This is a genomic window from Rhodococcus sp. LB1 (assembly GCF_001583455.1).
GTDB classification, from domain to species: Bacteria; Actinomycetota; Actinomycetes; order Mycobacteriales; family Mycobacteriaceae; genus Rhodococcus_F; species Rhodococcus_F opacus.
Map to the genome: position 1 here is coordinate 16,559 of NZ_LTCZ01000087.1, position 23,675 is coordinate 40,233.

The following is a 23,675-nucleotide window of genomic DNA, read 5'->3' on the forward strand; positions in this document are numbered from 1 at the left end:
ACAAGACTTCGCAAGGTCTCGGATAGGTTACGGAATGGCATACGTTTGTGTCCACCCATGTCACGAACGGGTGGCGGGGACCACCCGACGAGCGGACGACTCGCTGTCTGCCTGGGGCGCAACGACATCGAGGGTGGGTTCGAATCGTGATTCGAACCCACCCTCGGTGGTCGTACGAGATCCTACGAAGCTACCCCGTGCATCCCCGCCCTCGACTCGGTGGATGCCTCGCCTCGTGCGTGGATCAGTAGCGGCGTGCGCCGTCGAAAGGCATGGACGCGATGGGCGCCAACTTGACGGGCTGGCCCTCGGTGGAGGCGTGGATCACGTTGCCGTTGCCGGCGTAGATGCCCGAGTGCGATCCGCCGTAGAAGGAGACCACGTCGCCGGGGCGGAGATCGGACTGCGACACGGGAGAGCCTGCCGCCGCCTGCGCGTAGCTGGTGCGCGGCAGGTTCAGTCCGGCCTGCTTGAACGCCCACTGCACCAGGCCGGAGCAGTCGAACGAGTTGGGGCCGGCGGCGCCGTAGACGTACGGCGAGCCGAGCTTGGTCTGAGCGGCCTGAACGGCCTTGTCACCTGCGGTGCTGGCCGGCGCCGGGGGCGCGGGCAGGTTCGGGACACCGGGGATCTGCGGGATGACGACACCCGGGATCTCGAAGGTTCCGACTCCGGGGATGGTGACGGGGTCTGCGGCCGCGGGGGCCGCGGTAGCGGTGAGCGCTCCGACTGCGAGCGCGCCGGCGACGACTGCCCGTCGCACATTCCGCTTGGAAACTTGTGACGCCACGAAAGGGGTACTCCGTTTCTTCCATTCATCCGCCGACCGAGTTAGCTGACGGGTTCGGGCTGGGAAGATCAGCCCTACCCACCGGTGCGTGAGGACGTCCCGGCGGGATTCACCCCAGTAGAAACTTGGGTTCCCGGTACGACCGCTCTCGCGAGTGGCCGATTAGGCGGTGACTAGCGATGCTGCCCCGGTGTTGGGGCTGCGAGACTCCGCTAGGTCTCAGGAAGGTTACGAAATGGAATACCCCGATGTCGACCGGAACACGCGGAAAGTGTCCGTTTGGGCCGATTCCGGCTTTGCGGGCGCGCGATACCTACATTCGGTAACGACTGGATAACAGGCGGTTTGTTTCCGATCTCTGTTCGACAGCGGGAGTGGGCATTTCGAGGAGCCTCGCGACTCCCCGATTTCTCCCCACGCCGTGTTCCTCCTGTTCAACGGGGTGCCGCGGACCGAACCCGCGGAACACGCCGGACCCGCCGCAACCGACCGCCACCCCGCGCGAATCCCTCGTTCGCGGACCCGCGGCCGCCCCTCGCACCGCCCGCGACCGCCGCCCGAGACGGGCAGTGTGATCCTCGTCTCTCCGGGCACTCCGGGCGGTTCTGTCGGTGCCCGTCCATACGCTCTGAGCCGTGAGTGCCCCCGGTGTACCCGAACAGCTGAGATTCGACGAGCTCGACACCCCACTGCGGGACACCACGTTCGTGGTGGTCGATCTCGAGACCACCGGCGCACGGCCGGGCGAGGACGCCATCACCGAGATCGGCGCCGTGAAGATCCGCGGCGGCGAGGTGATCGCCGAAATGGCCACTCTCGTCGACCCGGGACGGTCCATCCCGCCGCACATCGTGGAGATCACCGGCATCACCACCGCCATGGTGATCGACGCCCCGCGGATCGAGCGAGTGCTGCCGGCGTTCCTGGAGTTCGCACGCGGGGCCGTGCTCGTCGCCCACAACGCCCCGTTCGACACGGGCTTCCTCAAGGCCGCGGCGTCCGCCACCGACACCCCCTGGCCCAAGTTCACCGTGCTCTGCACCGTCAAACTGGCCCGGCGCGTCCTCAGCCGCGACGAAGCGCCGTCCGTCAAGCTGTCGTCGCTGGCCCGGCTGTTCGACGTCGGGACCACTCCGACCCACCGGGCGCTCGACGACGCCCGCGCCACCGTCGACGTCCTGCACGCCCTCATCGCGAGGGTCGGCAATCAGGGAGTGCACAGTCTCACCGAACTCGTCGACTACCTGCCCGACGTCTCCTCACACCAGCGGGCGAAACGCTCACTCGCCGGCCATCTCCCCCACGCCCCCGGCGTCTACCTGTTCCGCGGACCGTCCGACGAGGTCCTCTACGTCGGCACGGCGACCGATCTGCGCCGGCGGGTGCGCAACTACTTCACCGGCTCCGAGACGCGCGGCCGGATGAAGGAGATGGTGGCCCTGACCACCCGGATCGACCATGTCGAGTGCGCGCATGCGCTCGAGGCCGGTGTGCGCGAGCTCCGGCTGCTCGCCGCGCATACGCCGCCGTACAACCGGAGGTCCAAGTACCCGAAACGCGGCTGGTGGATCACGCTCACCGCGGAGGCCTTCCCCCGGCTGTCGGTGGCGCGTACCCCGACCGCCGACTCGCTCGGTCCGTTCCGGTCCCGCTCGACCGCCGTCGACGTCGCCGACGTCCTCGCCGAGTACTGCATTCTCCGCACCTGCACGAGCCGCATCCCGAAGGGAAGGGAGCACGGTCCGCAGTGCCCGCCCCGCGAGCTCGGACGCTGCCCGGCGTCCGTCCACGACCGCGTCACGGAGGACGCCTACCGTCCCGGGCCGGAACTCTTCCGGCAGTTCCTGCGCGGCCTGGACGACTCCCCGCTGCACCGCATGCGCGCACGGGTGGAGGAGCTGGCCGCCGGCGAGTTGTTCGAGAACGCCGCACGCCTGCGTGATCGCACCGCGGAGGTCGTCCTCGCGTTGCGCAGAATGCAGCGCCTGGCCGCCCTCACCGCCCTCGATCAGCTCGTGGCCGCTCGCCCGGCCGTCACCGGCGGCTGGGAGTTCGCGGTGATCCGTTCCGGGCGACTCGCGTCCGCGGGCTGCGCCCGGCGCGGAATCCATCCGATGCCGGTGGTCGATGCGCTCGTCCTCACCGCCGAAACCGTCGTTCCCGACGCAACTCCGCTTCGCGGCGCGTCCCCCGAGGAGGCCGGACTGCTGGCGCGCTGGCTCGACCAGGAGGACACCCGCATCGTCAGCGCCTCCGCGGGCTGGTGCGAGCCCGCGCGGGGCGCCGGATCCTGGTCCGAGTGGTGCGCACTCGCCCGAGCGGGGAGCGCGTCGACACGGGAAGCCGAGAACCGACCACCCGCGCCGAGTTCCGCCGACCACCGCTTAGGCTGGCGATCATGATCAACGCCATCGTCCTGATCCACGCCGAAGCCCACCGCATCCCGGAGACCGCTCAGGCGGTCGCCGACATCGAGGGCGTCGACAAGGTCTATTCCTGCGCAGGCGACGTCGACCTGATCGCGATCGTGCGGGTCCGGGACCACGCGAAGATCGCGGAGGTCGTCACCGAGGGAATCAACAAGGTGGACGGCGTCTCCCGGACGGCGACGCACATCGCGTTCCAGTCCTACTCCAGCGCCGACGTCGAAGCGGGTTTCTCGATCGGCGAATAGTTCCCCGGCTATTTGCTGGTGGCCAGTCCCGACGTCAGTTCGGCCCACCGCGCGAGCAGCGTCGCGGCTGCTCCACTGTCGATCGACTGTGCCGCCGTCGAGAGTCCGTCCGACAACGCGTCTTCGAGCGTGCGGCCGCCGAGTCCCCGGTACGCCGCGATCGCCGCAGCGGCGTTGAGGAGCACCGCGTCGCGGACGGGTCCGGTCTCACCGGCGAGGAGTCGCCGGGCCACCGCCGCGTTCACCTCGGCATCGCCGCCGCGCAGTTCGTCGAGCGACACCCGCGCGATCCCGATGTCCCGGGGGTCGAGCTGACGGGTGGTCACCGCCCCGTCCGCCACGATGTGCACGGTCGACGTGGTCGACGTCGTCAACTCGTCCAGTCCGTCGTCACCCCGCACCACGAGCGCCGAGTTGCCGCGCTGCGCGAGCACACCGGCCACCACCGAGATCAGGCCCGGGAACGCACAGCCGATGAGGCCGGCCCGCGGACGCGCCGGATTGGTGAGCGGTCCGAGCACGTTGAAGACGGTCGGGATGCCGATTTCCTTGCGCGGCGCGCCCGCGAACCGCAGGGCGGGATGGAACACCGGCGCGAAGCAGAAACCGATGCCGACCTCCCGGACGCAGAGCGCCACCTCGTCGGGACCGAGATTGATCTTCACCCCGAGTGCCTCGAGAACGTCCGCCCCACCGCTCTTGGAGGACGCCGCCCGGTTTCCGTGCTTGACGACGCGAATGCCGGACGCTGCGACAACGAGTGACGCCATCGTGGAGATGTTCACGGTGTTGGATCGGTCACCACCGGTTCCGACGATGTCGACGACGTCGTCGTCGACGGGGACCTTGCGCGCGTGCCCGAGCATCGAGTCCGCCAGCCCGCGTAACTCCTCCGGTGTCTCGCCCTTCATCTTCAGGGCGACACCGAACGCCGCGATCTGCGCGGACGTGGCGTTGTCGGACATGATCTCGTCCATCGCCCATTTCGCCTCGTCCACCGAGAGGTCACGTCCGTCGGTGAGCGTGCCGAGGACCGACGGCCACGTGCGTGCCGGCCGCACACCGTCGTTCGTCCCCTGAGCAGTCGGGCTCTGCATCGTCGTGTCCCCTTGCACTAGTGGCGGATCCGGTCCTGGCAGCCTAGTCACCGGGCGAATCGGACTCGCGCGCCGGTTGCGTCGCGTCCCAGCCGTCGACCGAGCCACCGAGCCGCTGCGCCAGCCCGGCCATTCTCGACCGTTCCTGAGAACAGTGCAGCGCGTCGAGGATCTGGACCCGCTGCAGCACGAGTCCGACCGTCGCACCGTCCTCGCCGGCGGATGCCTGCCCGTCCGGATCCTGCGGTCGGTAGCCGTCCTGGGCGGCGATCGACACGGCGTCGGCCACCGACGACGCGGGCAGCCGCAGATGGTGCCGCAGCACCGCTTCCGCGTCGGCGTCCCACCGCGGATCCTCGGCGGCGGCGCGGTCGAGCGCGGTCGAGCACGCCTCCACGTCGTCGAAGCTCGAGGCGACGACCACGAGGTCGTGCCGATCCTGATCGAGAGGGGCCGGTTGCCGACTGCCGAACAGCCTCCGCAGCCACCCCGTACTGTTGTCACGAGAGCGCATGGCTCCACCCTTTCACGGTCCGCCACCAGGCTGTCAGCAGGGAGAATCGGACAAGCGGGGCGCATCGACGCGCCGAGGGTGGACCCGGGTAGTCGTCTCTTACGACGAAGCGTCATACTTCTGTCTGTGACGAGCGCAGTAGGGACTTCAGGATCAGCAATCACCCAACGCGTGCACTCGCTGAACCGACCAAACATGGTCAGCGTTGGCACCATCGTGTGGTTGTCAAGTGAGCTCATGTTCTTCGCAGGGCTCTTCGCCATGTATTTCGTGGCGCGAGCGCAGGCGAATGGGAACTGGCCGCCGGAGCCGACCGAGCTGAATCTGTTCCTCGCCGTACCGGTGACGCTGGTGCTGATCGCCTCGTCGTTCACCTGCCAGATGGGTGTGTTCGCGGCCGAGCGCGGCGACGTCTTCGGCCTCCGCCGGTGGTACCTCCTGACCCTGGCGATGGGCACGTTCTTCGTCCTCGGACAGGGATACGAGTACATCCACCTCGTCGAGGAAGGCACCTCGATCTCCAGCAGCGTGTACGGCTCGGTGTTCTACATGACCACCGGCTTCCACGGCATGCACGTGATCGGCGGCCTCATCGCGTTCGTCTTCCTGATCGCCCGCACCAAGGTCAGCAAGTTCACGCCCGCCCAGGCCACCGCCGCCATCGTCGTCTCGTACTACTGGCACTTCGTCGACATCGTGTGGATCGGTCTGTTCGCCACGATCTATTTCATCCGTTGATCAGCTGAACGCCCCAGGCAGCCCCCTGACGTCCAGTCCGTCCCGACATACCAAAGGGATACAGATGAGTTCATCCCCCCCTCCCGCATCCGATACCACAGCGTCCGCCGCGAAGGCACGCCGCCAGCGGAAGCTCCGCAGGCGCGTCACGGGCGCCCTGGTCCTGATGATGGGACTGGTCAGCGCCGGTTTCCTCGCGTCCGCGTTGACGCCGACCCCGCAGGTGGCCACGGCCACCGACGATCAGGCAGCACTGATCCGCGAGGGCAAGCAGTTGTACGACACCTCGTGCATCACGTGCCACGGCGCGAACCTGCAGGGTGTGCAGGACCGCGGCCCGAGCCTGATCGGTGTCGGCGAGGCCGCCGTCTACTTCCAGGTGTCGTCGGGACGCATGCCGGCCTCGCGTAACGAGGCCCAGGTCGAGCGCAAGCCCGTCAAGTTCGACGCCGAGCAGACTGACGCCATCGGCGCGTACGTCCAGGCCAACGGCGGCGGCCCCACGGTCATTCGTGACGAGAACGGCGAGGTCGCCCAGTCTTCGCTGCGCGGCGGCGACATCGGACGCGGCAGCGAACTGTTCCGCCTCAACTGCGCGTCCTGCCACAACTTCACGGGGCGCGGCGGTGCGCTCTCGTCCGGTAAGTACGCGCCGGTCCTCGACCCGGCCAGCGAGCAGCAGATCTACACCGCGATGGTCACCGGCCCGCAGAACATGCCCAAGTTCTCGGACCGTCAGCTGACCCTCGAGGAGAAGAAGGACATCATCGCCTACATCAAGTCGTCAGGCGAGACGAAGCAGCCCGGCGGCTACGGACTCGGCGGCATCGGTCCCGCCTCCGAGGGCTTGGCCATGTGGGTCATCGGAATCATCGCTGTCGTCGGTGCAGCACTGTGGATCGGAGCAAGGTCATGAGCGACGCTGGCCAGCCGGGCGGCGCCACGCCAAAGAAGTACACGGATGCAGAACTCGAGAACCTGAGCCGCGACGAACTGGTCGAGCTCGGAACCAACCTCGACCACGTCGACGTCGCGTTCCGCCGCAACCGCTGGGCGGTTCCGGGGACCAAAGCCGAGAAGCGCGCCGAGCGGTCGGTCGCCTTCTGGTTCGCCCTCTCCGGCATCTCCGCGATCGCGTTCATCGCGATCTACCTCTTCTGGCCCTGGGAGTACGCAGGCGCCGGCGAGGAGCACTACTCGGCCTACAGCCTGTACACGCCGCTGATCGGCCTCACCATGGGTCTGGCCATCCTCGGCCTCGGTGTCGGTGCGGTGCAGTTCACCAAGAAGTTCATCCCCGAAGAGGTGTCCATCCAGGACCGCCACGACGGTGGATCGTCCGAGGTCGATCGCAAGACGATCGTCGCGGAACTCGGCGACTCGTTCGACACGTCGACGCTGGGACGCCGCAAGCTCCTCAAGCGCACCCTCATCTTCGGCGGCGGTGCCCTCGGCATCATGTCCGTCATGCCCCTCGGTGGTCTGATCAAGAACCCGTGGGCCAAGCGCGACGACTCCCCGCTGTGGGTTTCGGGATGGACCCCCCGCTACGAGGGCGAAACCATCTACCTGCGCCGCGACACCGGTCGCCCCGAGGACGTCGTCCTCGTTCGCCCGGAAGACCTGGACGCCGGCGCCATGGAAACGGTGTTCCCGTTCCGTGAGTCCGACCGCGGCGATCACGACGCGCTGCTCGAGGCGCTGCGCGGCATCCGCAACGCGACCATGCTCATCCGCCTCCGCACGGAGGACGCGGCACGGGTCACCAAGCGCAAGGGCCAGGAGAGCTTCAACTACGGCGACTACTTCGCCTTCTCGAAGATCTGCACCCACCTCGGCTGCCCCACCTCCCTGTACGAACAGCAGACCAACCGAATCCTCTGCCCGTGCCACCAGTCGCAGTTCGATGCGCTGACCTACGGAAAGCCGATTTTCGGTCCGGCCGCTCGTGCACTTCCGCAGTTGCCTATTACAGTGAACGAAGAGGGTTTCCTAGTCACAACGGGTGACTACATCGAAGCTCTCGGCCCGGCATTTTGGGAGCGTCGACCGTGACCGACAACAAACCGTCCAAACTGAGCGCGATGGCCACCGGCCAGGCCGAAGCGATGGACTCGCGCTACCACCTCGCAGCGGGGATGCGGCGGCAGATCAACAAGGTCTTCCCCACCCACTGGTCGTTCCTGCTCGGCGAGATCGCGCTGTACAGCTTCGTCATCCTGCTGATCTCCGGTGTCTACCTGACCCTGTTCTTCGATCCGTCGATGGCGCACGTCGTGTACAACGGTGCGTACGAGCCCCTGCGCGGCGTCACGATGTCCCGCGCGTACGAGACCACGCTGAACATTTCGTTCGAGGTCCGTGGCGGCCTGTTCGTCCGTCAGATCCACCACTGGGCCGCGCTGATGTTCGCGGCGTCGATCGTCGTGCACCTGATGCGCATCTTCTTCACCGGCGCCTTCCGGCGTCCGCGTGAGGCCAACTGGGTCATCGGCTGCCTGCTGCTGATCCTGGCGATGTTCGAGGGATTCTTCGGCTACACGATCCCCGACGACCTGCTGTCCGGCACGGGCCTGCGCGCCGCGTTCTCCGGCATCACGCTGAGCATCCCGATCGCAGGCACCTGGATGCACTGGCTGATCTTCGGCGGCGACTTCCCCGGCGACCTGATCATCCCCCGCCTGTACGTCGCGCACGTCCTGCTTTTCCCGGGCATCATCCTCGCCCTGATCGCCGGTCACCTCGCGCTCGTCTGGTACCAGAAGCACACGCAGTTCCCCGGCCCCGGCCGCACGGAGAACAACGTCGTGGGCGTGCGCATCCTCCCGGTGTTCGCCGTCAAGTCGGGTGCATTCTTCGCGATCACGTTCGGCGTTCTGGCCGTGATGGGTGGCGTGCTGCAGATCAACCCGGTCTGGACCATCGGCCCCTACAACCCGTCGCAGGTGTCGGCCGGTTCGCAGCCCGACATCTACATGATGTGGACGGACGGCCTGGCCCGTCTGTGGCCGGCATGGGACATCTACCTGTTCGACCGCTACACCATTCCGTCGGTGTTCGCTGTCGCGTTGATCATGGGTCTGGTGTTCACGGTGCTGATCGCCTACCCGTGGATCGAGAAGCGCCTGACCAAGGACGACGCTCACCACAACCTGCTGCAGCGTCCGCGTGACGTTCCGGTGCGTACCGCGATCGGTGCGATGGCGATTACGTTCTACGCCGTCCTGACGATCTCCTGCATCAACGACATCATCGCGTACCACCTGAGCATCTCGCTGAACGCGATGACGTGGATCGGCCGCATCGGCATGGTGTTGCTGCCTCCGATCGCCTTCTTCGTGGCCTACCGGTTCTGCCTGGGTCTCCAGCGCAGCGACCGTGAGGTCCTCGAGCACGGCATCGAGACCGGCATCATCAAGCGGATGCCGAACGGTCAGTACATCGAGATCCACCAGCCGCTCGGCCCGGTCGACGACCACGGTCACCCGATCCCGCTCGAGTACCAGGGTGCGACCGTCCCGAAGAAGATGAACAAGCTCGGTTCCGCCGGCAAGCCCGGTTCCGGCAGCCTTGTCACGGCCGACCCGGTCGAGGAGAGCCTGGCTCTCGAGCACGCCCTGCACCACGGCGAGCACGAGCAGCTCACGATGCTGCGGGAGTACCAGGACCGCGCCCACGGCAACGGTTCGTCGGCTTCCGGCAACGGATCGTCCGGCAATGGCGAGGCCCACTAGCCTCACCTCCGCAACCGAGCAGAGCCCCGAACCACTTCCGGTTCGGGGCTCTGCTCGTCGGTGGGCACCGTGCCCGCTCCCCTCCCCCGCGGTTGCGCGCGGAACACGAGCACGACCGCCCCGAGTCCCAGGAGAAGACCGAGCGCGGTGAGGATTCCGAACGGCTCGCCGAACATCACGGCCCCCCAGATCGCCGTCACCGGTGCCATCAGGAACATCAGGGCATTGACCCGGGTGACCCCGCTCCGACGCAGCACGAGCCAGTACAGGCCGTAGCCGCCGAACGTGGACAGGGCGATCAGCCAGGCCACCGACCACCAGAACGACGCCGTCGGCGGCGGCGACACCTGTCCGGCGCACGCGGCGAGGGCGGTGAAGAGCACGGCGCTGGTCGCGCAGTGCACGGTCATGGACACGACGGGGTCGGTGTCGGTCGGTGAGCGACTCTCCAGGAAGGTCGCGGCCACCAGCGACAGCATCCCGGCGAACGGCACGAGGTACGCCCACCACGACACGCCGGACGCAGAGGTGGCGTCGCCTGCGGTGACGATCATGACCCCCGCCACTCCCAGCAGCACCCCCCACCACTGCCGGGGCGCGACGTACTGACCCAGCAGAGGGCCGGCCAGTACGGCGACGACCAGGGGCTGGGTGCCGTCGATCAGCGCGGTGGTACCGGTCGAGACGCCGAGGCCGATCGCCTGGTAGACGGTCAGCAGATATCCCGTCTGCGACAGCGCACCGATCGTCACCTGACGACCGAACGCACGGGACCCGAGCCCTCGCCACCGTGCGCGTCCGAACAGCGCGGCGGCCAGCGCAAGTGCGACGGCGAGTGGCAGGAACCGCCAGGTCAGTACCGTCAGCGGGGCCGCGTCCCCGGCGCCGAGTTTGGCCCCGATGAAGCCGGAGCTCCAGCACAGGACGAACAGCACGGCGAGAAGCGCATTCACAACTGACCACCACCCAAGTAGACAGATCGGTATACCTCTTCAACTTATACCGATCTGTATACTTTTGTCATGGATTCTGTGCCGTCACCGCGACGCGTCGCACTGACCCCGGGAGCGAGACGAGCGCTGGACGCGGCCGGCCGCCTCTTCTACGAGCGGGGAATTCACGCGGTCGGCGTGGATCTCATCGCCGCCGAGGCCGGTGTCACGAAGAAGACGCTCTACGACCGTTTCGGATCGAAGGAACAGATCGTGGTCGAGTACCTCGCCGACCGGGACGAGCGGTGGCGGGCATTCCTCGCAGCCCACCTCGACACCGTCGCAGACTCCCCCGAGCGGCGACTGGCGGCGATCTTCGACGCGTCCAGGGAGTGGACCGCGGAGAACAGCGCGAAAGGGTGCAGCATGGTCAACGCGCACGCGGAAATCAGCGACCCGTCACATCCGGCGTACGCGGTCATCATCGGCCAGAAGCGCTGGATGCTCGACCTGTTCAGCGGCGTGTGCCGGGACGCGGAGGTGCACGATCCGGAGACACTCGCGCGCACCATCATGCTGCTCCACGAAGGCGCCCTGGTCTCGCACGGATTGCACGTGTTTCCCGAGGCCGTGCGACTCGCGTCCGATCAGGCGGCGGCACTCCTCGCCGCCGCGGCAGACCCGGCCGGCTAGGGCCGACGACACAGCGGAGGCGCCGAACCCCAGGGGGATTCGGCGCCTCCGCCGTCTGATCGTGGGTGGAACTAGTGCTTCTCGGGCCCGACGTAGTACTCGAAGACGAGGCCGGCAGCGGCCGCGAGCACGGCAATCACGGCGACCACGATCATCCACGGCTGGAAGAACGCCATCGCGACTGCGACGAACGCAGCAGAAGCGGCGAGCAGGATCGGCCAGTAGCTACCGGGGCTGAAGAAGCCCAGGTCGCCTGCGCCGTCGGCGATCTCCGCGTCCTCATAGTCCTCGGGACGGGTGTCGAGGCGACGTGCGACGAACCGGAAGTACGTTCCGATGATCAGCGTCAGTCCCGCCGACAGGCAGATGCCCGTCAGACCCGCCCACTCGATACCGGTTCGTGAAACGGCGGTGAAGACGCCGTAGACGATCGCGACGAGAATGAAGAATACCGTCAGGATCTCGAAGAGCTTGGCTTCGATCTTCATATCAGCACTTGTCCTTGGTCAGTGAGGTATCAGCAGCAGGTTCAGTTACCTTCGACACCGCTCGCCTGCTTGTAGCCGCGATCGGTGGTGAAGGGAGACGTCGACGTCGCAACCGGGGACTCGCCGATGGCCTGCAGAGCCTCCGCCGTGGTCAGATCCCGGCCGCCCTCGCTCGCCGGCTTGCGCAGCTCGATGTACTGCGCGAACTTGTCGGGGCTCACGGCGCGAACCTCGAAGTTCATCATCGCGTGGAACGTGCCGCACATCTCGGCGCAGCGCCCGACGAAGGCACCTTCCTTCTCGATCTCACTGATCTGGAAGACGTTGTCGGAGTGGTTCTCCTTCGGGTTCGGGTTCACGTCGCGCTTGAACAGGAACTCCGGCACCCAGAAGGCGTGGATAACATCGGCGGAGGCCAGTTCGAACTGGATCCGCTTGCCGGTCGGCAGGACGAGGATCGGGATCTCGTTGCTCGAGCCGATCGTCTCGATCTTGTCGTAGTGCAGGTAGGACAGGTCCTGGGGGGTCTTGCCGTGGATCGGTCCGGGCTGGGCGTGCTCACCCTCGGCCTCCGCCTCGGATGCCGGTGCGGACTCGACCGCAGCCTGCGCTTCCTGATCGACGCCGTCGTACTTGCCGCCACCCTCACCGAGGTCGATGGATCGGTAGCCGAACTTCCAGTTCCACTGGTATGCAGTGACATCCACCACTACGTTGGGGTTGTCCTCCTTCTCGAGGACATGGTTCTGCACGATCACCGTGAAGTAGAACAGCACGGCGATGATGACGAACGGAACCGCGGTGTACGCCAGCTCGAGCGGCACGTTGTATGCCGTCTGCCGCGGGAACTCGGGTGAGTCCTTCTTCTTACGGTGGAAGATCACCGCCCAGAAGGTGAGTCCCCACACCAGCACACCCATGACGAGGGCGGCGATGACCGACCAGGTCCACAGTTCACGCATGCGGTGCGCCTGCGGGGTTACGCCCGAAGGCCACCCGAAACGAAGCACCTCGTTGTCGATTGAACAACCCGACAGCAGCAAGGCAGCAATGCCCAAAGATACTGCCAACCCTGCCCGCCGAAGGATCCGACCTTGCGCCACGTTCACGCCTTCCTGATCGCCGCAAATTCCACTAGGGCACACCCGATGGGAAGGCCCAATTACTACGCAGCGTAGACCAAAGGTGGCGGCTCTCCATCCTCGGGTCGGGCGACGACGTGTCGCTGCCGACGCCGCGGCGGTGCCGCTGTTCGAGCCGGGCACCGTCACCGGCGGCCCGAACCGGACGCTCCGGCAATCTGCGGCATACTTTCCGGCAGAGATCCCTGACCACTCCACCTCGTGGAGCCTTCCAAGATTCTGAATTGAGGTACCGGACGCTGTGTGCGGACTGCTCGGGCTACTGACCTCTGGAGAAACCAGCGACAACGCCGTCTCACAGGTCGACCAGGCGATGCACTGCCTGCGGCACCGTGGGCCGGACGAGCACGGGACCTGGCACGACGACCACCTGGTCTTCGGGTTCAATCGCCTGTCGATCATCGACATCGAACACTCCCACCAGCCCCTGCGGTGGGGTCCGGCGGAGAATCCGGAACGCTACGCGCTGACGTTCAACGGCGAGATCTACAACTACCTCGAGGTTCGGGCCGAACTCGCCGAGCAGTTCGGTGCGCAGTTCGTCACAGAGGGCGACAGCGAGGCCATCGTCGCCGCGTTCCACTACTGGGGCGAGGACGCCGTCCGCCGCCTGCGCGGCATGTTCGCGTTCGCGATCTGGGACACGGAGACGCGGGAACTGTTCATCGCGCGCGATCCGTTCGGCATCAAACCGCTCTTCCTGGCGACGGGCGTCGGCGGCACCGCGTTCGGTAGCGAGAAGAAGAGCCTGCTGGAGCTGGCGAGCCTGATCGGCATCGGCACCGAACTCGATCCGCGGGCCGTCGAGCACTACACCGTCCTTCAGTACGTGCCGGAGCCGGAAACCCTCCACAAGCAGATCCGCCGGCTCGAGTCCGGCTGCTTCGCGCGTGTGCGACCGGGCGAAGAACCCGTGATCACCCGCTATTTCGCGCCCACGTTCCCGGTGCGCCCGTTCGCCGCGGGCACCGAGCAGGCCCGGTACCGCGAGATCGCGGAGGCGCTCGAGGATTCGGTCGCCAAGCACATGCGCGCCGACGTCACGGTCGGTTCCTTCCTGTCCGGTGGCATCGACTCGACGGCCATCGCGGCGCTCGCGATGCGCCACAACCCGAACCTGATCACGTTCACCACCGGTTTCGAGCGCGAGGGCTATTCCGAGGTCGACGTCGCAGCCGAGTCCGCCGAAGCGATCGGCGCACGTCACGTGGTCAAGGTGGTGAGCCCGTCCGAGTTCGCCGCCGCCATCCCCGAGATCGTGTGGTACCTCGACGACCCGGTCGCCGATCCCGCGCTGGTTCCGCTGTGGTTCGTGGCCAAGGAGGCGCGCAAGCACGTCAAGGTCGTGCTGTCCGGTGAGGGCGCCGACGAACTGTTCGGCGGCTACACCATCTACCGCGAGCCGATTTCGCTGAAGCCGTTCGAGTACCTGCCCAAGGGACTGCGGCGGGCCGCCGGGAAGCTGTCCGAGCGCATCCCCGAGGGCACCCGCGGAAAGAGCCTGCTCAACCGCGGTTCACTGACCCTGGAGGAGCGGTACTACGGCAACGCGCGCAGCTTCAACGACGCACAGTTGCGCGCCGTCCTGCGCGACTTCCGGCCGGAGTGGACGCACCGCGACGTCACCGACCCGATCTACGCGCAGTCGCAGGGGTGGGATCCGGTGGCCCGGATGCAGCATCTGGACCTGTTCACATGGTTGCGCGGCGACATCCTCGTCAAGGCCGACAAGATGACGATGGCCAACTCGCTCGAACTTCGAGTGCCGTTCCTCGACCCCGAGGTCTTCAAGGTCGCGTCGCAGGTGCCGCTGGATCAGAAGATCACCAAGAGCACCACCAAGTACGCGCTGCGTCAGGCACTGGAAGGCATCGTGCCCGGGCACGTGCTCCATCGGGCGAAGCTGGGCTTCCCGGTGCCGCTGCGGCACTGGCTGCGCGGCACCGAACTGTTCGACTGGGCACACGAGCAGATCGCGGCGTCGGGCACCGATCACCTGCTCGACAAGGCCGCGATCGCGAAGATGCTGAACGACCACCGGGACGGCGTGTCCGACCACAGCCGTCGCCTCTGGACCGTGCTGATCTTCATGGTCTGGCACGGCATCTTCGTGGAGAACCGCATCGTTCCGGAGATCGCCGAGCCGGCGTACCCGGTCTCGCTGTAGGCGCTTCGCGCCCGTGAGTGGTTGACGAGTCCAGGGACTCGTCAACCACTCACGGGCGGCGGAGCCGCCTCCTACGGAAGAACGGCAGCGATCTCGTCGGCGGCGGTGGAGCCGTAGGCGTCCGCGAGGCGCTTGACAGCCTCATCGCGGTCGAATGTCCATTCCTGGGTTCCGACGGTCTCCAGCACGAGCACCGCCACCAGCGACCCCAGCTGCGCGGAGCGCTCGAAACTCAGGCCCGCGCTGTGCGCGAGGAGGAATCCGGCCCGGAATCCGTCACCGACACCGGTCGGGTCGACCTTCGCCTTCTCGGGAACGACGGCGACACGGGTCCAGTTGCCCTCGGAGTCGACGATCTCGACGCCCTTGGAACCGAGCGTCGTGACACGGACGCCGACCTGAGCGCGGATCTCCTCTTCCGACAGTCCGGTCTTCTGCTGCAGCAGTCCCCACTCGTACTCGTTCGTGAACAGGTACTTTGCGCCGCGGATCAGCGCCGACGCCTCGTCGCCGTTCAGTCGGGCGAGCTGCTGCGACGGGTCGGCGGCGAACGGGATTCCCTGCCGGCGGCATTCCTCGGTGTGGCGGATCATCGCCTCGGGGTCGTTGGCGCCGATCAGGACCAGTTCGAGCGCTTCGGCGTCCTGCGCGATACCGGACAGCTGGATTTCGCGGGCCTCACTCATCGCACCGGGGTAGAACGACGCGATCTGCGCCATGTCCTCGTCGGTGGTGCACACGAAACGCGCGGTGTGCGCGGTGGTCGAGATCCGGACGGCGGTGCAGTCGACACCGTTGCTCTCGAGCCACTGGCGGTAGTCCGCGAAGTCGGCCCCGACGGCCCCGACCAGCAGTGGAGATCCACCGAGGACGCCCATGGCGTAGGCGATGTTGCCGCCCACTCCCCCGCGCCGGACTACGAGGTCGTCGACCAGGAAGCTCAACGAGATGTGACTGAGCTGATCGGCGAGCAGTTGCTCGGCGAACCGGCCCGGAAACCGCATCAGGTGGTCGGTGGCGATGGAACCGGTAACCGCAATTGTCACGGGCGGATGCCTTTCGATGAGTTCGGTCGGGATTTCTCACCGTACCCCGGAGTACCACCGTGATCGGTCGGCAGCACGGGACCCGGGTACGTGGAGATCGGGCACGAAAAAAGTCTGACGCGGCAGCCGGTCGGCGCCGCGTCAGACTTGTCGATTCAGTTGTACTTCGGCCTGGGACTCAGTTGAAGGAGTCGCCGCAGGCGCACGAACCGGTCGCGTTGGGGTTGTCGATGGTGAAACCCTGCTTCTCGATGGTGTCGACGAAGTCGATCGAGGCACCCTCGACGTACGGCGCGCTCATCCGGTCCACCGCGAGGGCGACGCCACCGAAGTCCACGATCAGGTCGCCGTCCAGGTTCCGGTCGTCGAAGAACAGCTGGTAACGCAGTCCTGCGCAGCCGCCGGGTTGCACGGCGATACGCAGTGCGAGGTCGTCACGACCTTCCTGATCGAGCAGCGCCTTCGCCTTGGCGGACGCGGCTTCGGTCATCTTGACGCCGTGGACGGCGGTCTCGTTCTGCACAGTCATGGGCTCTCCCTGTAGTTCGTAACAAACCCGTGAACGCTTCAACGGTACTCCGCGCCCGACTTATTCCCGGGTTCCATTCCCTGCGGCAGCGTCCGCAGATCGATCCACGTCCATGGTATCCGACGTCGCGGATTCGGGTTACTGCCCTGCGGCCGCACCGTCCCAACTGCGGGCTGCGGCCGCGGCAAGGTCTCTCAGCTGCGCGTATGCGTCCGACATCGCGAGTTCGACCGATCCCGCGTGGTCCACCAGCGACAGTGCGTCGTCGATGCCCGCGCTGTCGAGGTCCGCGGTGTCGAGGAGGACCTGCCCGGCCAGGACGAGTGTCGCGATCGAGCGCCGGCGGGCGGCAGCGGCGAGCGCGATCACGAGTTTCCCGCGCAGCGACTGCTGGTCGAGGCGGCCTTCCCCGGTGATCACGAGCTGGGCGGAGGCGAGTTGCCGGTCCTGCCGGGTGCGTTGCGCGACCACGTGAGCACCGGATTCGCGGCTCGCGCCGAGGGCGAGCAGGGCGGCCCCGATGCCACCGGCGGCGCCGGCTCCGGCCTCGGCGGCGACCTCCCGGGCCGTCACCCGCTGCAGTTGCCCCGCCCATGCGGCGTTCCGGTCCTCGAGGAATGCGACGGTGTCGGGGTCGGCACCCTTCTGCGGTCCGAACACGCGGGCGGCGCCGTGCTCGCCGAGCAACGGATGCTCGACGTCGGACGCGGCCACCAGTTCCACCGACCGCAGGCGGGCGACGGCGGCGTCCGCGCTCCCGAAACCCTGCGCGAGGGCTTCGACGAGACCGCGGCCGCCGTCGGTGCAGCTGCTGCCGCCGAGACCGACGACGATTCTCCTCGCTCCGGCGTCGAGGGCCGCCACCACGAGTTGGCCGACGCCCCTGCTGTGCGCGTCGCGGGCGGTGCGGGGCGTCGGCGGTCCGCCCAGCAGTCCGAGTCCGCAGGCCTGGGCGGATTCGAGGTACGCGTCGGTGCCGTCGAGGAGCCAGCGGGCCGTGACGTCGGCGCCGAGGGGCCCTTCCACGACCGCGGTCCGGACGGTGCCGCCCGCAGCCGCGACCACGTCGACGAATCCGGGGCCGCCGTCGGACTGCGGCGCCTCGATCAGCTGGTCGTCCGGGCGCACGGCCGACCATCCCGCCGCGATCGCGGCGGTTGCCTCGACGGCGGTCAGCGTTTCACCGAAGGAGTCCGGTGCGATCATCACTCGCATCGGCGAAGTGTATGGCGACGGGCGCGACCCGGCATTTCGATGTGAGGGCGGTTTCCCCCCCGGCGCCGTCTTCCCATACTCTGGAAGGGTGAAATTGCTACGCCGCGGTGATTCGGACAATTCAGACAAGCGGGACGTCGAGGTCGCCGAGTCGTCCACGGCCTCGGAGGCGGAGTCCGCCGAACAGGCGGGCAAGGGCCGCCCGACCCCCAAGCGACGCGACGCCGAGGCGAAGCGACGCGGTCCGGTCGCGCCCGCACCCCTGACGGCGAAAGAGGCACGCGCCCGTAAGAAGGCCACCCGCGGTAGCAAGGAAGAGCGCAAGGTCGCCGCGGCGGAGCGGCGCGCCACCGCCGCCGAGCGACGCGCCCGCATGCTCGCCGGCGAGGACAAATACCTCCTCCCCCGCGACAAGGGGCCGGTCCGCGCGTACGTCCGCGACATCGTGGACGCCCGGCGCAACCTGGTCGGCCTGTTCATGCCGCTGGCCCTGGTTCTCATCATGGCGATGTTCGTCAGCCCGGCACTGCAGGCGATCGTGACGCTAGCCATGCTCATCATGATGATGTTCATGGCCATCGAGGGCGTCTGGCTCGGCCGCAAGATCAACAATCAGGTGCGGGAGCGCTTCCCGGACACCCCCGACGGCGGTTTCAAGCTCGGGTGGTACGCGTTCGTGCGTGCGTCGCAGATCCGCAAGCTGCGCGCCCCCAAGCCGCGGGTGCGCCCCGGCGACGCCATCTGACGGTCAGTTGTGGGGCGCGCGGTGCGTCTCGGCGAGCAGCCGCCCCAGTTCGGCGTCGCGGTCGTACGACAGGTCGGTCATGGGATCAGCCGGTCGGAAGAAGTTGTCGCGGTAGCTTTTCCGCAGTCGCGGATGGAGTGGACCCAGGTGCCGACCGGCGTACATCACGGCCGTATGCAGCACGAGGAGAAGTGCAACGAGGACGAGGAATTCGGTCATGGCTGAAATTTTCCGCCCATTCACTTCCCGCCAACAGTGGCGGAATTGACGTTCTTCGTCAAAATACTGCCACTCCGGTGGGTTGGTAGCGTTTCCCTCCGTGCCCACCGCCGATTCCCCGGACCGCCCGCGCCGTCCGAACCAGACGTCGCGAACATTGGTGCTCGGCGGTGCACGCTCCGGAAAATCCGCTCACGCCGAGGAACTGACCCAGGCCCTGGCCGGGGCGGGCCGGGTGCGCTACGTCGCCACCAGTCACCGCGACCCCGACGACCACGACTGGGAACACCGCATCGCTCAGCACCGCGATCGGCGTCCCGGCAGCTGGCTCACCGTGGAAACCGCGCACCGGCGCGACCTCGTCGACCAATTGCGTTCCCCCACCGAAGCCGCGGCCACCCTCGTCGACGATCTCGGCACCTGGCTCACCGTCGAACTCGACGGCGCCGCAGCCTGGGAATCGCCGCGGGGCAGCATCACCCCACGCACGGACGAACTCGTCGCGAGCGTCCGCGACTATCGCGGCGCACTCGTGCTGGTGACTCCCGAAGTAGGTCTCGGCGTCATCCCCGAGACCCGGTCCGGTCGCCTGTTCCGCGACGAGATCGGCGCCCTCAACGCGCGGCTCGCCCAGGTCTGCGATCGCGTGGTCCTGGTCGTCGCCGGACTGACCATGACCTTGAAAGATGATCCCGCACACGAGTCGTGCGGGGCAGAAGTGTCCACTCGAGCGAGAGGCCAAGCGTGACCAGCGAGTCCGTGAGCACCGACCCTGGTCGGTTCGAACCCGTCACCCCACCCGACGAAGGGGTGCGCGCCCAGGCCGAGGCCCGTCAGTTGCAGCTCACCAAACCGGCGGGCTCGCTCGGACGTCTCGAGACGCTCGCGTGCTGGGCCGCGGCCTGCCAGGGCGTCTGCCCGCCCGTCCCCTTCGCGCGGGCGCGGGTGGTGGTGTTCGCCGGCGACCACGGAGTGGCACGGACCGGCGTCTCGGCGTATCCGCCCGAGGTGACGGCCCAGATGGTCGCCAACTTCGTCGGCGGCGGGGCAGCCGTCAATGCTCTCGCGAACCGGGCCGGCGCAAGCGTGCGCGTCGTCGACCTGTCCGTCGACGGCGACACGGATCCGTCGGTGTCCACGTTCAAGATTCGCCGCTCGTCGGGGGCGATCGACCGCGAGGACGCGCTCACACACGAGGAGACACTGAAGGCCATCGAGGCCGGACGGTCCATCGCCGACTCCGAGATCGATTCCGGCGCAGACCTGTTGATCGCCGGCGACATGGGAATCGGCAACACCACGCCGGCCACCGTTCTCATCGCCGCGCTGACGGACACCGAACCGGTGGCTGCGGTCGGCCGGGGCACCGGTGTCGACGACGCCGGCTGGATCCGGAAGACGGCGGCGATCCGCGACGCGATGCGCCGGGCCCGGCCGGTGGTCCGGGACACGGTGGCGCTCCTGCGTACGGTGTCGGGCGCCGACCTCGCCGCGATGGCCGGCTTCCTCGCCCAGGCCTCCGCTCGCAAGACCCCGGTGATTCTCGACGGCGTCGTCGTGACCGCGGCCGCGATGGTCGCGGAGGAACTCGCGCACGGCGCCCGCGCATGGTGGCTGGCCGGCCACCGTTCGACGGAACCGGCTCACACGATCGCACTGAAGCACCTGCAACTCGACCCCCTCCTCGAACTCGACATGCGGCTCGGCGAGGGGTCCGGCGCCGTCACCGCACTGCCGATCCTGCAGGGCGCCGTCGCCACGCTCGCGGAGATGGCGACGTTCGCGGAGGCCGGAGTCAGCACCCGCGACGCCGAGGACAGCGAGGGCACCGAGGACGGCGAGGGCACCGAGACCGGCTCCGCCGCCGATACCGCGGGCTGACCGTGTCGGGCGTGCTGCTCGCGTTCTCCTGGCTGACAGTTCTTCCCCTGCACGGACCGGATTCCGTGGACCGCGTGTCAGGTCGCCGCGCTATCCGGGCGGCGCCGGTGACCGGGATCGCGCTGGGAGTCCTGGCCGCGGGGGTGCTGTGGGCGCTCGTGTCCGCCGGTCTCGACCCCGCCCTCGCCGGCCTGATGACGGTGGGTGCTCATGCTCTCGCCACCCGGGGCATGCACATCGACGGCCTGTCCGACACGGTCGACGGGCTCGGCTGTTACGGGCCGCCGGAGCGGGCGCGGGCCGTGATGCACAGCGGCGGTGCGGGCCCGTTCGGGGTGTGCGCCCTGGTGATCTGCCTGGGCGCGCAGGGACTGGCGTTCGGATCTCTGGCCGCCGCAGGACAATTCGCGTGCGTGGCCGTCGCCGTGGCGGCCGGGCGGGTGGCGGTCGTGTTCGCCTGCCGGCGCGGAATTCCCGCGTCGTCGACGGAAGGATTCGGCGCACTGGTCGCCGAAACCCAGTCACCGTGGACCGGCATCGCCTGGACCGTTCCGCTCCTCGCGGCGGCCGCGTGGTGCACCTCGCCGTGGTGGCAGGGGCCGATCGTCGCGGCGGTCGCGCTGACGCTCACCGCGTTGCTGGTGGCCCACTGCGTCCGGCGATTCGCCGGCCTGAACGGCGACGTGCTCGGCGCCGCGCTCGAGATCACCGTCACCGTCTCGGCGATCGGTCTCACTTTCTGATCGACCGCCGGAACCGAGATCAGCGCAGTTTGGTCATCCACCCGTGGGTGTCGGCGAACGTTCCCCGCTGAATGCCGGTCAGCGTGTCGCGCAGGGCCATGGTGACCTCGCCGGGTTCGCCGTCGGCGATCGTGAATTCACCCTCGGCCGACTTGACCCGGCCGACGGGTGTGATGACCGCCGCGGTACCGCACGCGAACACCTCGGTGATCTCACCCGACTTGGTCTTGGTGCGCCATTCGTCGGTGCTGATCCGACGCTCCTCCACCGCGAAACCTGCGTCGGTCGCGAGGGTCAGCAGCGAGTTGCGGGTGATACCCGGCAGCAGCGAACCGGACAGGGACGGCGTCACGAGGCGGGCGTCGGGGCCGGAGCCGAACACGAAGAAGAGGTTCATGCCGCCCATCTCCTCCACGTACGACCGCTCGATCGCGTCGAGCCACACCACCTGGTCGCAACCCTCGTCGGCGGCCTGCGCCTGCGCGAGAAGCGAAGCCGCATAGTTGCCCGCGAACTTGGCGGCGCCGGTGCCACCGGGTGCGGCGCGCACGTATTCCGTCGACAGCCACACGCTGACCGGCTTCACTCCACGCGGGAAGTAGGCGCCTGCGGGCGAGGCGATCAGCAGGTAGCGGTACTCGTCGGCCGGACGCACACCGAGACCGGCCTCGGTGGAGAACATGAACGGGCGGAGGTACAGCGCGTCCTCACCGCCGGCGGCGGGCACCCATTCGTGATCCAGCTCGAGCAGTTCGGTGATCGACTTGACGAACAACTCCTCCGGCAGCTCCGGCATCGCGAGACGACGAGCCGACGTCGCAAGTCGTTCGGCGTTCGCCTCGAGGCGGAACGTCGAGATGCCACCGTCGGGCTGCCGGTACGCCTTCAGCCCCTCGAAGATGGCCTGTCCGTAATGCAGCACCATCGCGGCGGGGTCGAGCTGGAGCGGCCCGTACGGTTCGACCTTGGCGTCGTGCCAGCCGAGCTCCGTGGAGTAGGTGATCGACACCATGTGGTCCGTGAAGTACCGACCGAATCCGGGCGCCGCCAGTATCTCTCGCCGTACCTCGTCGGAGGTGAGGGCGGGATGCGGGACGCGAACGAACTCGGTGACACCTGTCATGCCCGTGATCTTATCGAACGCCTTCCGCCGCCCCACGGCCGACAGGTCGTCCGCGACAGGCGCTTACTTGGTGTTGATCTCCACGAACGGCGGAGACACCACCTCGGCGCGCAGGGAGCGTCCCCGGACGTCCACGGCGATCTCGTCTCCCGCCGACACGCCGGCTCCGGAGTCGAGCAGCGCCAATGCGATCCCGACCTTGAGCGTGGGCGAGAACGTGCCCGACGTGGTCTCGCCGATCGACTCGCCGTCGCGCAGCACGGTCTGACCGGCGCGGAGAACCCCGCGGTCCAGCGCCTTGATGCCCCACAGCTTGCGCGCCGGGCCGGACTCCTTCTCGTCGGTGAGCGTCTCCTTGCCCCAGAACTTCGGCTTCTTCCACCCGATCGCCCAGCCGCATCGCGCCTCGAGCGGGGAGATCTCCAGCGACAGTTCGTGCCCGTGCAGCGGGTATCCCATCTCGGTGCGCAGCGTGTCCCGGGCACCGAGACCGGCGACCTGGCCGCCGTGCGCGCGGACCTGCTCGACCGCGGCCCGGAACACCTTCTCGCTGTCCTCCCAGCGCGGCAGCAGTTCGAACCCGACCTCGCCGGTGTACCCGCTGCGGCACACGCGGACGGGAACCCCGTCCCAGGTGGCGTCCGCGAAGGCCATGTACTCGATGTCGGTGGGCAGGCCGAGTGCGGTGAGCACGTCCGCCGACTTCGGGCCCTGGACGGCGATCACACCGAAATCCCGGTGCTGGTTCTCCACGGTGACGCCCTCTGGGGCCGTGGCGGCCAGTGCCGCGACCACGTCCGCGGTGTTGGCCGCGTTGGGGACGAGGAACACCTCGTCGGGGCTCACGTAGTAGGCGATCAGATCGTCGATCACTCCGCCCGACGGCGTGCAGCACAGCGTGTATTGCGCCTTGCCGGGACCGATCTTGTCGAGATCGTTGGTCAGGGCCGAGTTCACGAAGGCTGCGGCGCCACTGCCCCGCACGAGGGCCTTGCCGAGGTGGCTGACGTCGAACACCCCCACCGACTCGCGCACCGCGGTGTGTTCGGCGACGACCCCGGCGTACGAGACGGGCATCTCCCAGCCCCCGAAGGGAGCGAACGTGGCCCCGAGTTCGACGTGAACGGCGTGGACGGGGCCTTGGGACAACTGCTCCTCGGTCATGGGCCTCAACTTATCCGACCCCCGGGCGCACCGGGTAGGCG

General features: G+C 67.9%; 24 protein-coding genes and 1 riboswitch. Of the genes, 12 read left to right on the plus strand and 12 right to left on the minus strand.

The genetic code is table 11. From position 1 onward, the window contains the following. Positions 1-244: 244 nt before the first annotated feature. Positions 245-790: an NlpC/P60 family protein gene (locus AZG88_RS15250; RefSeq protein WP_005247706.1), complete on the minus strand. Its 546-nt coding sequence runs from the start codon at positions 788-790 to the stop codon at positions 245-247. Between the two features lie 14 nt (positions 791-804). Further along, a riboswitch (cyclic di-AMP (ydaO/yuaA leader) is annotated at positions 805-969 on the minus strand. A gap of 456 nt (positions 970-1,425) precedes the next feature. Here AZG88_RS15250 and AZG88_RS15255 point away from each other — a divergent pair. Next, on the plus strand, positions 1,426-3,192 hold the full coding sequence (locus AZG88_RS15255; RefSeq protein WP_061698172.1) for a DEDD exonuclease domain-containing protein: 1,767 nt from the start codon (positions 1,426-1,428) through the stop codon (positions 3,190-3,192). Then, entirely contained in the window at positions 3,189-3,464 is a 276-nt protein-coding gene (locus AZG88_RS15260; protein ID WP_005247708.1) for an Lrp/AsnC family transcriptional regulator, read from the plus strand. The genes AZG88_RS15255 and AZG88_RS15260 overlap by 4 nt, the downstream gene beginning before the upstream one ends. 8 nt (positions 3,465-3,472) lie before the next feature. On the opposite strand, the gene trpD is transcribed toward AZG88_RS15260, so the two are convergent. Next, positions 3,473-4,561: an anthranilate phosphoribosyltransferase gene (trpD, locus tag AZG88_RS15265; RefSeq protein WP_005247709.1), complete on the minus strand. Its 1,089-nt coding sequence runs from the start codon at positions 4,559-4,561 to the stop codon at positions 3,473-3,475. Between the two features lie 43 nt (positions 4,562-4,604). Next, positions 4,605-5,075, minus strand: coding sequence for a ribonuclease E inhibitor RraB (locus AZG88_RS15270; protein ID WP_005247710.1), 471 nt, complete (start codon positions 5,073-5,075; stop codon positions 4,605-4,607). Positions 5,076-5,201: 126 nt separating this feature from the next. Between AZG88_RS15270 and ctaE the strand changes: the two genes are divergently transcribed. From ctaE to qcrB, 4 genes are all read left to right on the plus strand, one after another. After that, positions 5,202-5,813: an aa3-type cytochrome oxidase subunit III gene (gene ctaE, locus AZG88_RS15275; RefSeq protein ID WP_025432889.1), complete on the plus strand. Its 612-nt coding sequence runs from the start codon at positions 5,202-5,204 to the stop codon at positions 5,811-5,813. 64 nt (positions 5,814-5,877) lie between these two features. Beyond that, positions 5,878-6,729, plus strand: a complete 852-nt coding sequence (qcrC, locus tag AZG88_RS15280; protein WP_005247712.1) for a cytochrome bc1 complex diheme cytochrome c subunit — start codon at positions 5,878-5,880, stop codon at positions 6,727-6,729. Then, entirely contained in the window at positions 6,726-7,868 is a 1,143-nt protein-coding gene (gene qcrA / locus AZG88_RS15285) for a cytochrome bc1 complex Rieske iron-sulfur subunit (protein ID WP_005247713.1), read from the plus strand. Before qcrC ends, qcrA begins: the two co-directional genes overlap by 4 nt. A 29-nt stretch (positions 7,869-7,897) precedes the next feature. Next, a complete protein-coding gene (gene qcrB, locus AZG88_RS15290) occupies positions 7,898-9,547 on the plus strand; it encodes a cytochrome bc1 complex cytochrome b subunit (RefSeq protein WP_043943950.1) in 1,650 nt (549 codons plus the stop codon). Between the two features lie 2 nt (positions 9,548-9,549). On the opposite strand, the gene AZG88_RS15295 is transcribed toward qcrB, so the two are convergent. Beyond that, positions 9,550-10,500 (minus strand): DMT family transporter, encoded by a 951-nt coding sequence (locus AZG88_RS15295; protein WP_061698173.1) that lies wholly within the window; start codon positions 10,498-10,500, stop codon positions 9,550-9,552. Between the two features lie 69 nt (positions 10,501-10,569). Here AZG88_RS15295 and AZG88_RS15300 point away from each other — a divergent pair, with 69 nt between their 5' ends. Beyond that, positions 10,570-11,172 carry a TetR/AcrR family transcriptional regulator gene (locus tag AZG88_RS15300; protein WP_061698174.1) on the plus strand — a complete coding sequence of 201 codons (603 nt, stop codon included), beginning with the start codon at positions 10,570-10,572 and terminating at the stop codon, positions 11,170-11,172. Positions 11,173-11,243: 71 nt separating this feature from the next. On the opposite strand, the gene AZG88_RS15305 is transcribed toward AZG88_RS15300, so the two are convergent. Further along, on the minus strand, positions 11,244-11,660 hold the full coding sequence (locus AZG88_RS15305) for a cytochrome c oxidase subunit 4 (protein WP_005573189.1): 417 nt from the start codon (positions 11,658-11,660) through the stop codon (positions 11,244-11,246). Positions 11,661-11,701: 41 nt separating this feature from the next. Next, on the minus strand, positions 11,702-12,769 hold the full coding sequence (gene ctaC, locus AZG88_RS15310) for an aa3-type cytochrome oxidase subunit II (RefSeq protein WP_016880030.1): 1,068 nt from the start codon (positions 12,767-12,769) through the stop codon (positions 11,702-11,704). A gap of 274 nt (positions 12,770-13,043) precedes the next feature. Between ctaC and asnB the strand changes: the two genes are divergently transcribed. Further along, a complete protein-coding gene (asnB, locus tag AZG88_RS15315) occupies positions 13,044-14,969 on the plus strand; it encodes an asparagine synthase (glutamine-hydrolyzing) (protein WP_061044188.1) in 1,926 nt (641 codons plus the stop codon). A gap of 71 nt (positions 14,970-15,040) precedes the next feature. Here asnB and AZG88_RS15320 read toward each other — a convergent pair whose 3' ends face one another. From AZG88_RS15320 to AZG88_RS15330, 3 genes are all read right to left on the minus strand, one after another. Next, positions 15,041-16,015: a carbohydrate kinase family protein gene (locus AZG88_RS15320; RefSeq protein WP_005247724.1), complete on the minus strand. Its 975-nt coding sequence runs from the start codon at positions 16,013-16,015 to the stop codon at positions 15,041-15,043. A 178-nt stretch (positions 16,016-16,193) separates the two neighbouring features. Continuing rightward, on the minus strand, positions 16,194-16,544 hold the full coding sequence (locus AZG88_RS15325; protein WP_005247725.1) for an iron-sulfur cluster assembly accessory protein: 351 nt from the start codon (positions 16,542-16,544) through the stop codon (positions 16,194-16,196). A gap of 138 nt (positions 16,545-16,682) precedes the next feature. Further along, the gene (locus tag AZG88_RS15330; RefSeq protein WP_061698175.1) at positions 16,683-17,759 is read right to left on the minus strand and encodes a glycerate kinase family protein; all 1,077 of its coding nucleotides are present in this window, start codon (positions 17,757-17,759) and stop codon (positions 16,683-16,685) included. A gap of 88 nt (positions 17,760-17,847) precedes the next feature. On the opposite strand from AZG88_RS15330, the gene AZG88_RS15335 reads away from it, so the two are divergent. Further along, the gene (locus tag AZG88_RS15335; RefSeq protein WP_025432893.1) at positions 17,848-18,504 is read left to right on the plus strand and encodes a DUF3043 domain-containing protein; all 657 of its coding nucleotides are present in this window, start codon (positions 17,848-17,850) and stop codon (positions 18,502-18,504) included. A gap of 3 nt (positions 18,505-18,507) precedes the next feature. On the opposite strand, the gene AZG88_RS15340 is transcribed toward AZG88_RS15335, so the two are convergent. Continuing rightward, positions 18,508-18,723 (minus strand): hypothetical protein, encoded by a 216-nt coding sequence (locus AZG88_RS15340; protein ID WP_025432894.1) that lies wholly within the window; start codon positions 18,721-18,723, stop codon positions 18,508-18,510. Positions 18,724-18,823: 100 nt separating this feature from the next. Between AZG88_RS15340 and cobU the strand changes: the two genes are divergently transcribed. Genes cobU through AZG88_RS15355 form a run of 3 tightly spaced genes read left to right on the plus strand, consistent with a single transcriptional unit; the run spans position 18,824 to position 21,347 of the window. Next, positions 18,824-19,471: a bifunctional adenosylcobinamide kinase/adenosylcobinamide-phosphate guanylyltransferase gene (cobU, locus tag AZG88_RS15345; RefSeq protein ID WP_061698176.1), complete on the plus strand. Its 648-nt coding sequence runs from the start codon at positions 18,824-18,826 to the stop codon at positions 19,469-19,471. Continuing rightward, positions 19,468-20,604 carry a nicotinate-nucleotide--dimethylbenzimidazole phosphoribosyltransferase gene (cobT, locus tag AZG88_RS15350; RefSeq protein WP_061698177.1) on the plus strand — a complete coding sequence of 379 codons (1,137 nt, stop codon included), beginning with the start codon at positions 19,468-19,470 and terminating at the stop codon, positions 20,602-20,604. Before cobU ends, cobT begins: the two co-directional genes overlap by 4 nt. Before the next feature lie 2 nt (positions 20,605-20,606). Further along, positions 20,607-21,347 carry an adenosylcobinamide-GDP ribazoletransferase gene (locus AZG88_RS15355; protein ID WP_025432897.1) on the plus strand — a complete coding sequence of 247 codons (741 nt, stop codon included), beginning with the start codon at positions 20,607-20,609 and terminating at the stop codon, positions 21,345-21,347. Between the two features lie 19 nt (positions 21,348-21,366). Here AZG88_RS15355 and AZG88_RS15360 read toward each other — a convergent pair whose 3' ends face one another. Further along, positions 21,367-22,470 (minus strand): branched-chain amino acid aminotransferase, encoded by a 1,104-nt coding sequence (locus AZG88_RS15360; RefSeq protein WP_005247732.1) that lies wholly within the window; start codon positions 22,468-22,470, stop codon positions 21,367-21,369. Positions 22,471-22,533: 63 nt separating this feature from the next. Continuing rightward, entirely contained in the window at positions 22,534-23,634 is a 1,101-nt protein-coding gene (gcvT, locus tag AZG88_RS15365) for a glycine cleavage system aminomethyltransferase GcvT (RefSeq protein ID WP_061044183.1), read from the minus strand. Between the last annotated feature and the right edge of the window lie 41 nt (positions 23,635-23,675).

What these genes read in the sequence shown, in the direction of transcription:
- AZG88_RS15260 (WP_005247708.1), top strand. Translation starts at nt 3,189, where the DNA reads ATGATCAACGCCATCGTCCTGATCCACGCCGAAGCCCACCGCATCCCG.
- trpD (WP_005247709.1), bottom strand. Translation starts at nt 4,561, where the DNA reads ATGCAGAGCCCGACTGCTCAGGGGACGAACGACGGTGTGCGGCCGGCA.
- AZG88_RS15270 (WP_005247710.1), bottom strand. Translation starts at nt 5,075, where the DNA reads ATGCGCTCTCGTGACAACAGTACGGGGTGGCTGCGGAGGCTGTTCGGC.
- qcrC (WP_005247712.1), top strand. Translation starts at nt 5,878, where the DNA reads ATGAGTTCATCCCCCCCTCCCGCATCCGATACCACAGCGTCCGCCGCG.
- qcrA (WP_005247713.1), top strand. Translation starts at nt 6,726, where the DNA reads ATGAGCGACGCTGGCCAGCCGGGCGGCGCCACGCCAAAGAAGTACACG.
- qcrB (WP_043943950.1), top strand. Translation starts at nt 7,898, where the DNA reads ATGGCCACCGGCCAGGCCGAAGCGATGGACTCGCGCTACCACCTCGCA.
- AZG88_RS15300 (WP_061698174.1), top strand. Translation starts at nt 10,570, where the DNA reads ATGGATTCTGTGCCGTCACCGCGACGCGTCGCACTGACCCCGGGAGCG.
- AZG88_RS15305 (WP_005573189.1), bottom strand. Translation starts at nt 11,660, where the DNA reads ATGAAGATCGAAGCCAAGCTCTTCGAGATCCTGACGGTATTCTTCATT.
- AZG88_RS15325 (WP_005247725.1), bottom strand. Translation starts at nt 16,544, where the DNA reads ATGACTGTGCAGAACGAGACCGCCGTCCACGGCGTCAAGATGACCGAA.
- AZG88_RS15330 (WP_061698175.1), bottom strand. Translation starts at nt 17,759, where the DNA reads ATGCGAGTGATGATCGCACCGGACTCCTTCGGTGAAACGCTGACCGCC.
- AZG88_RS15340 (WP_025432894.1), bottom strand. Translation starts at nt 18,723, where the DNA reads ATGACCGAATTCCTCGTCCTCGTTGCACTTCTCCTCGTGCTGCATACG.
- AZG88_RS15360 (WP_005247732.1), bottom strand. Translation starts at nt 22,470, where the DNA reads ATGACAGGTGTCACCGAGTTCGTTCGCGTCCCGCATCCCGCCCTCACC.
- gcvT (WP_061044183.1), bottom strand. Translation starts at nt 23,634, where the DNA reads ATGACCGAGGAGCAGTTGTCCCAAGGCCCCGTCCACGCCGTTCACGTC.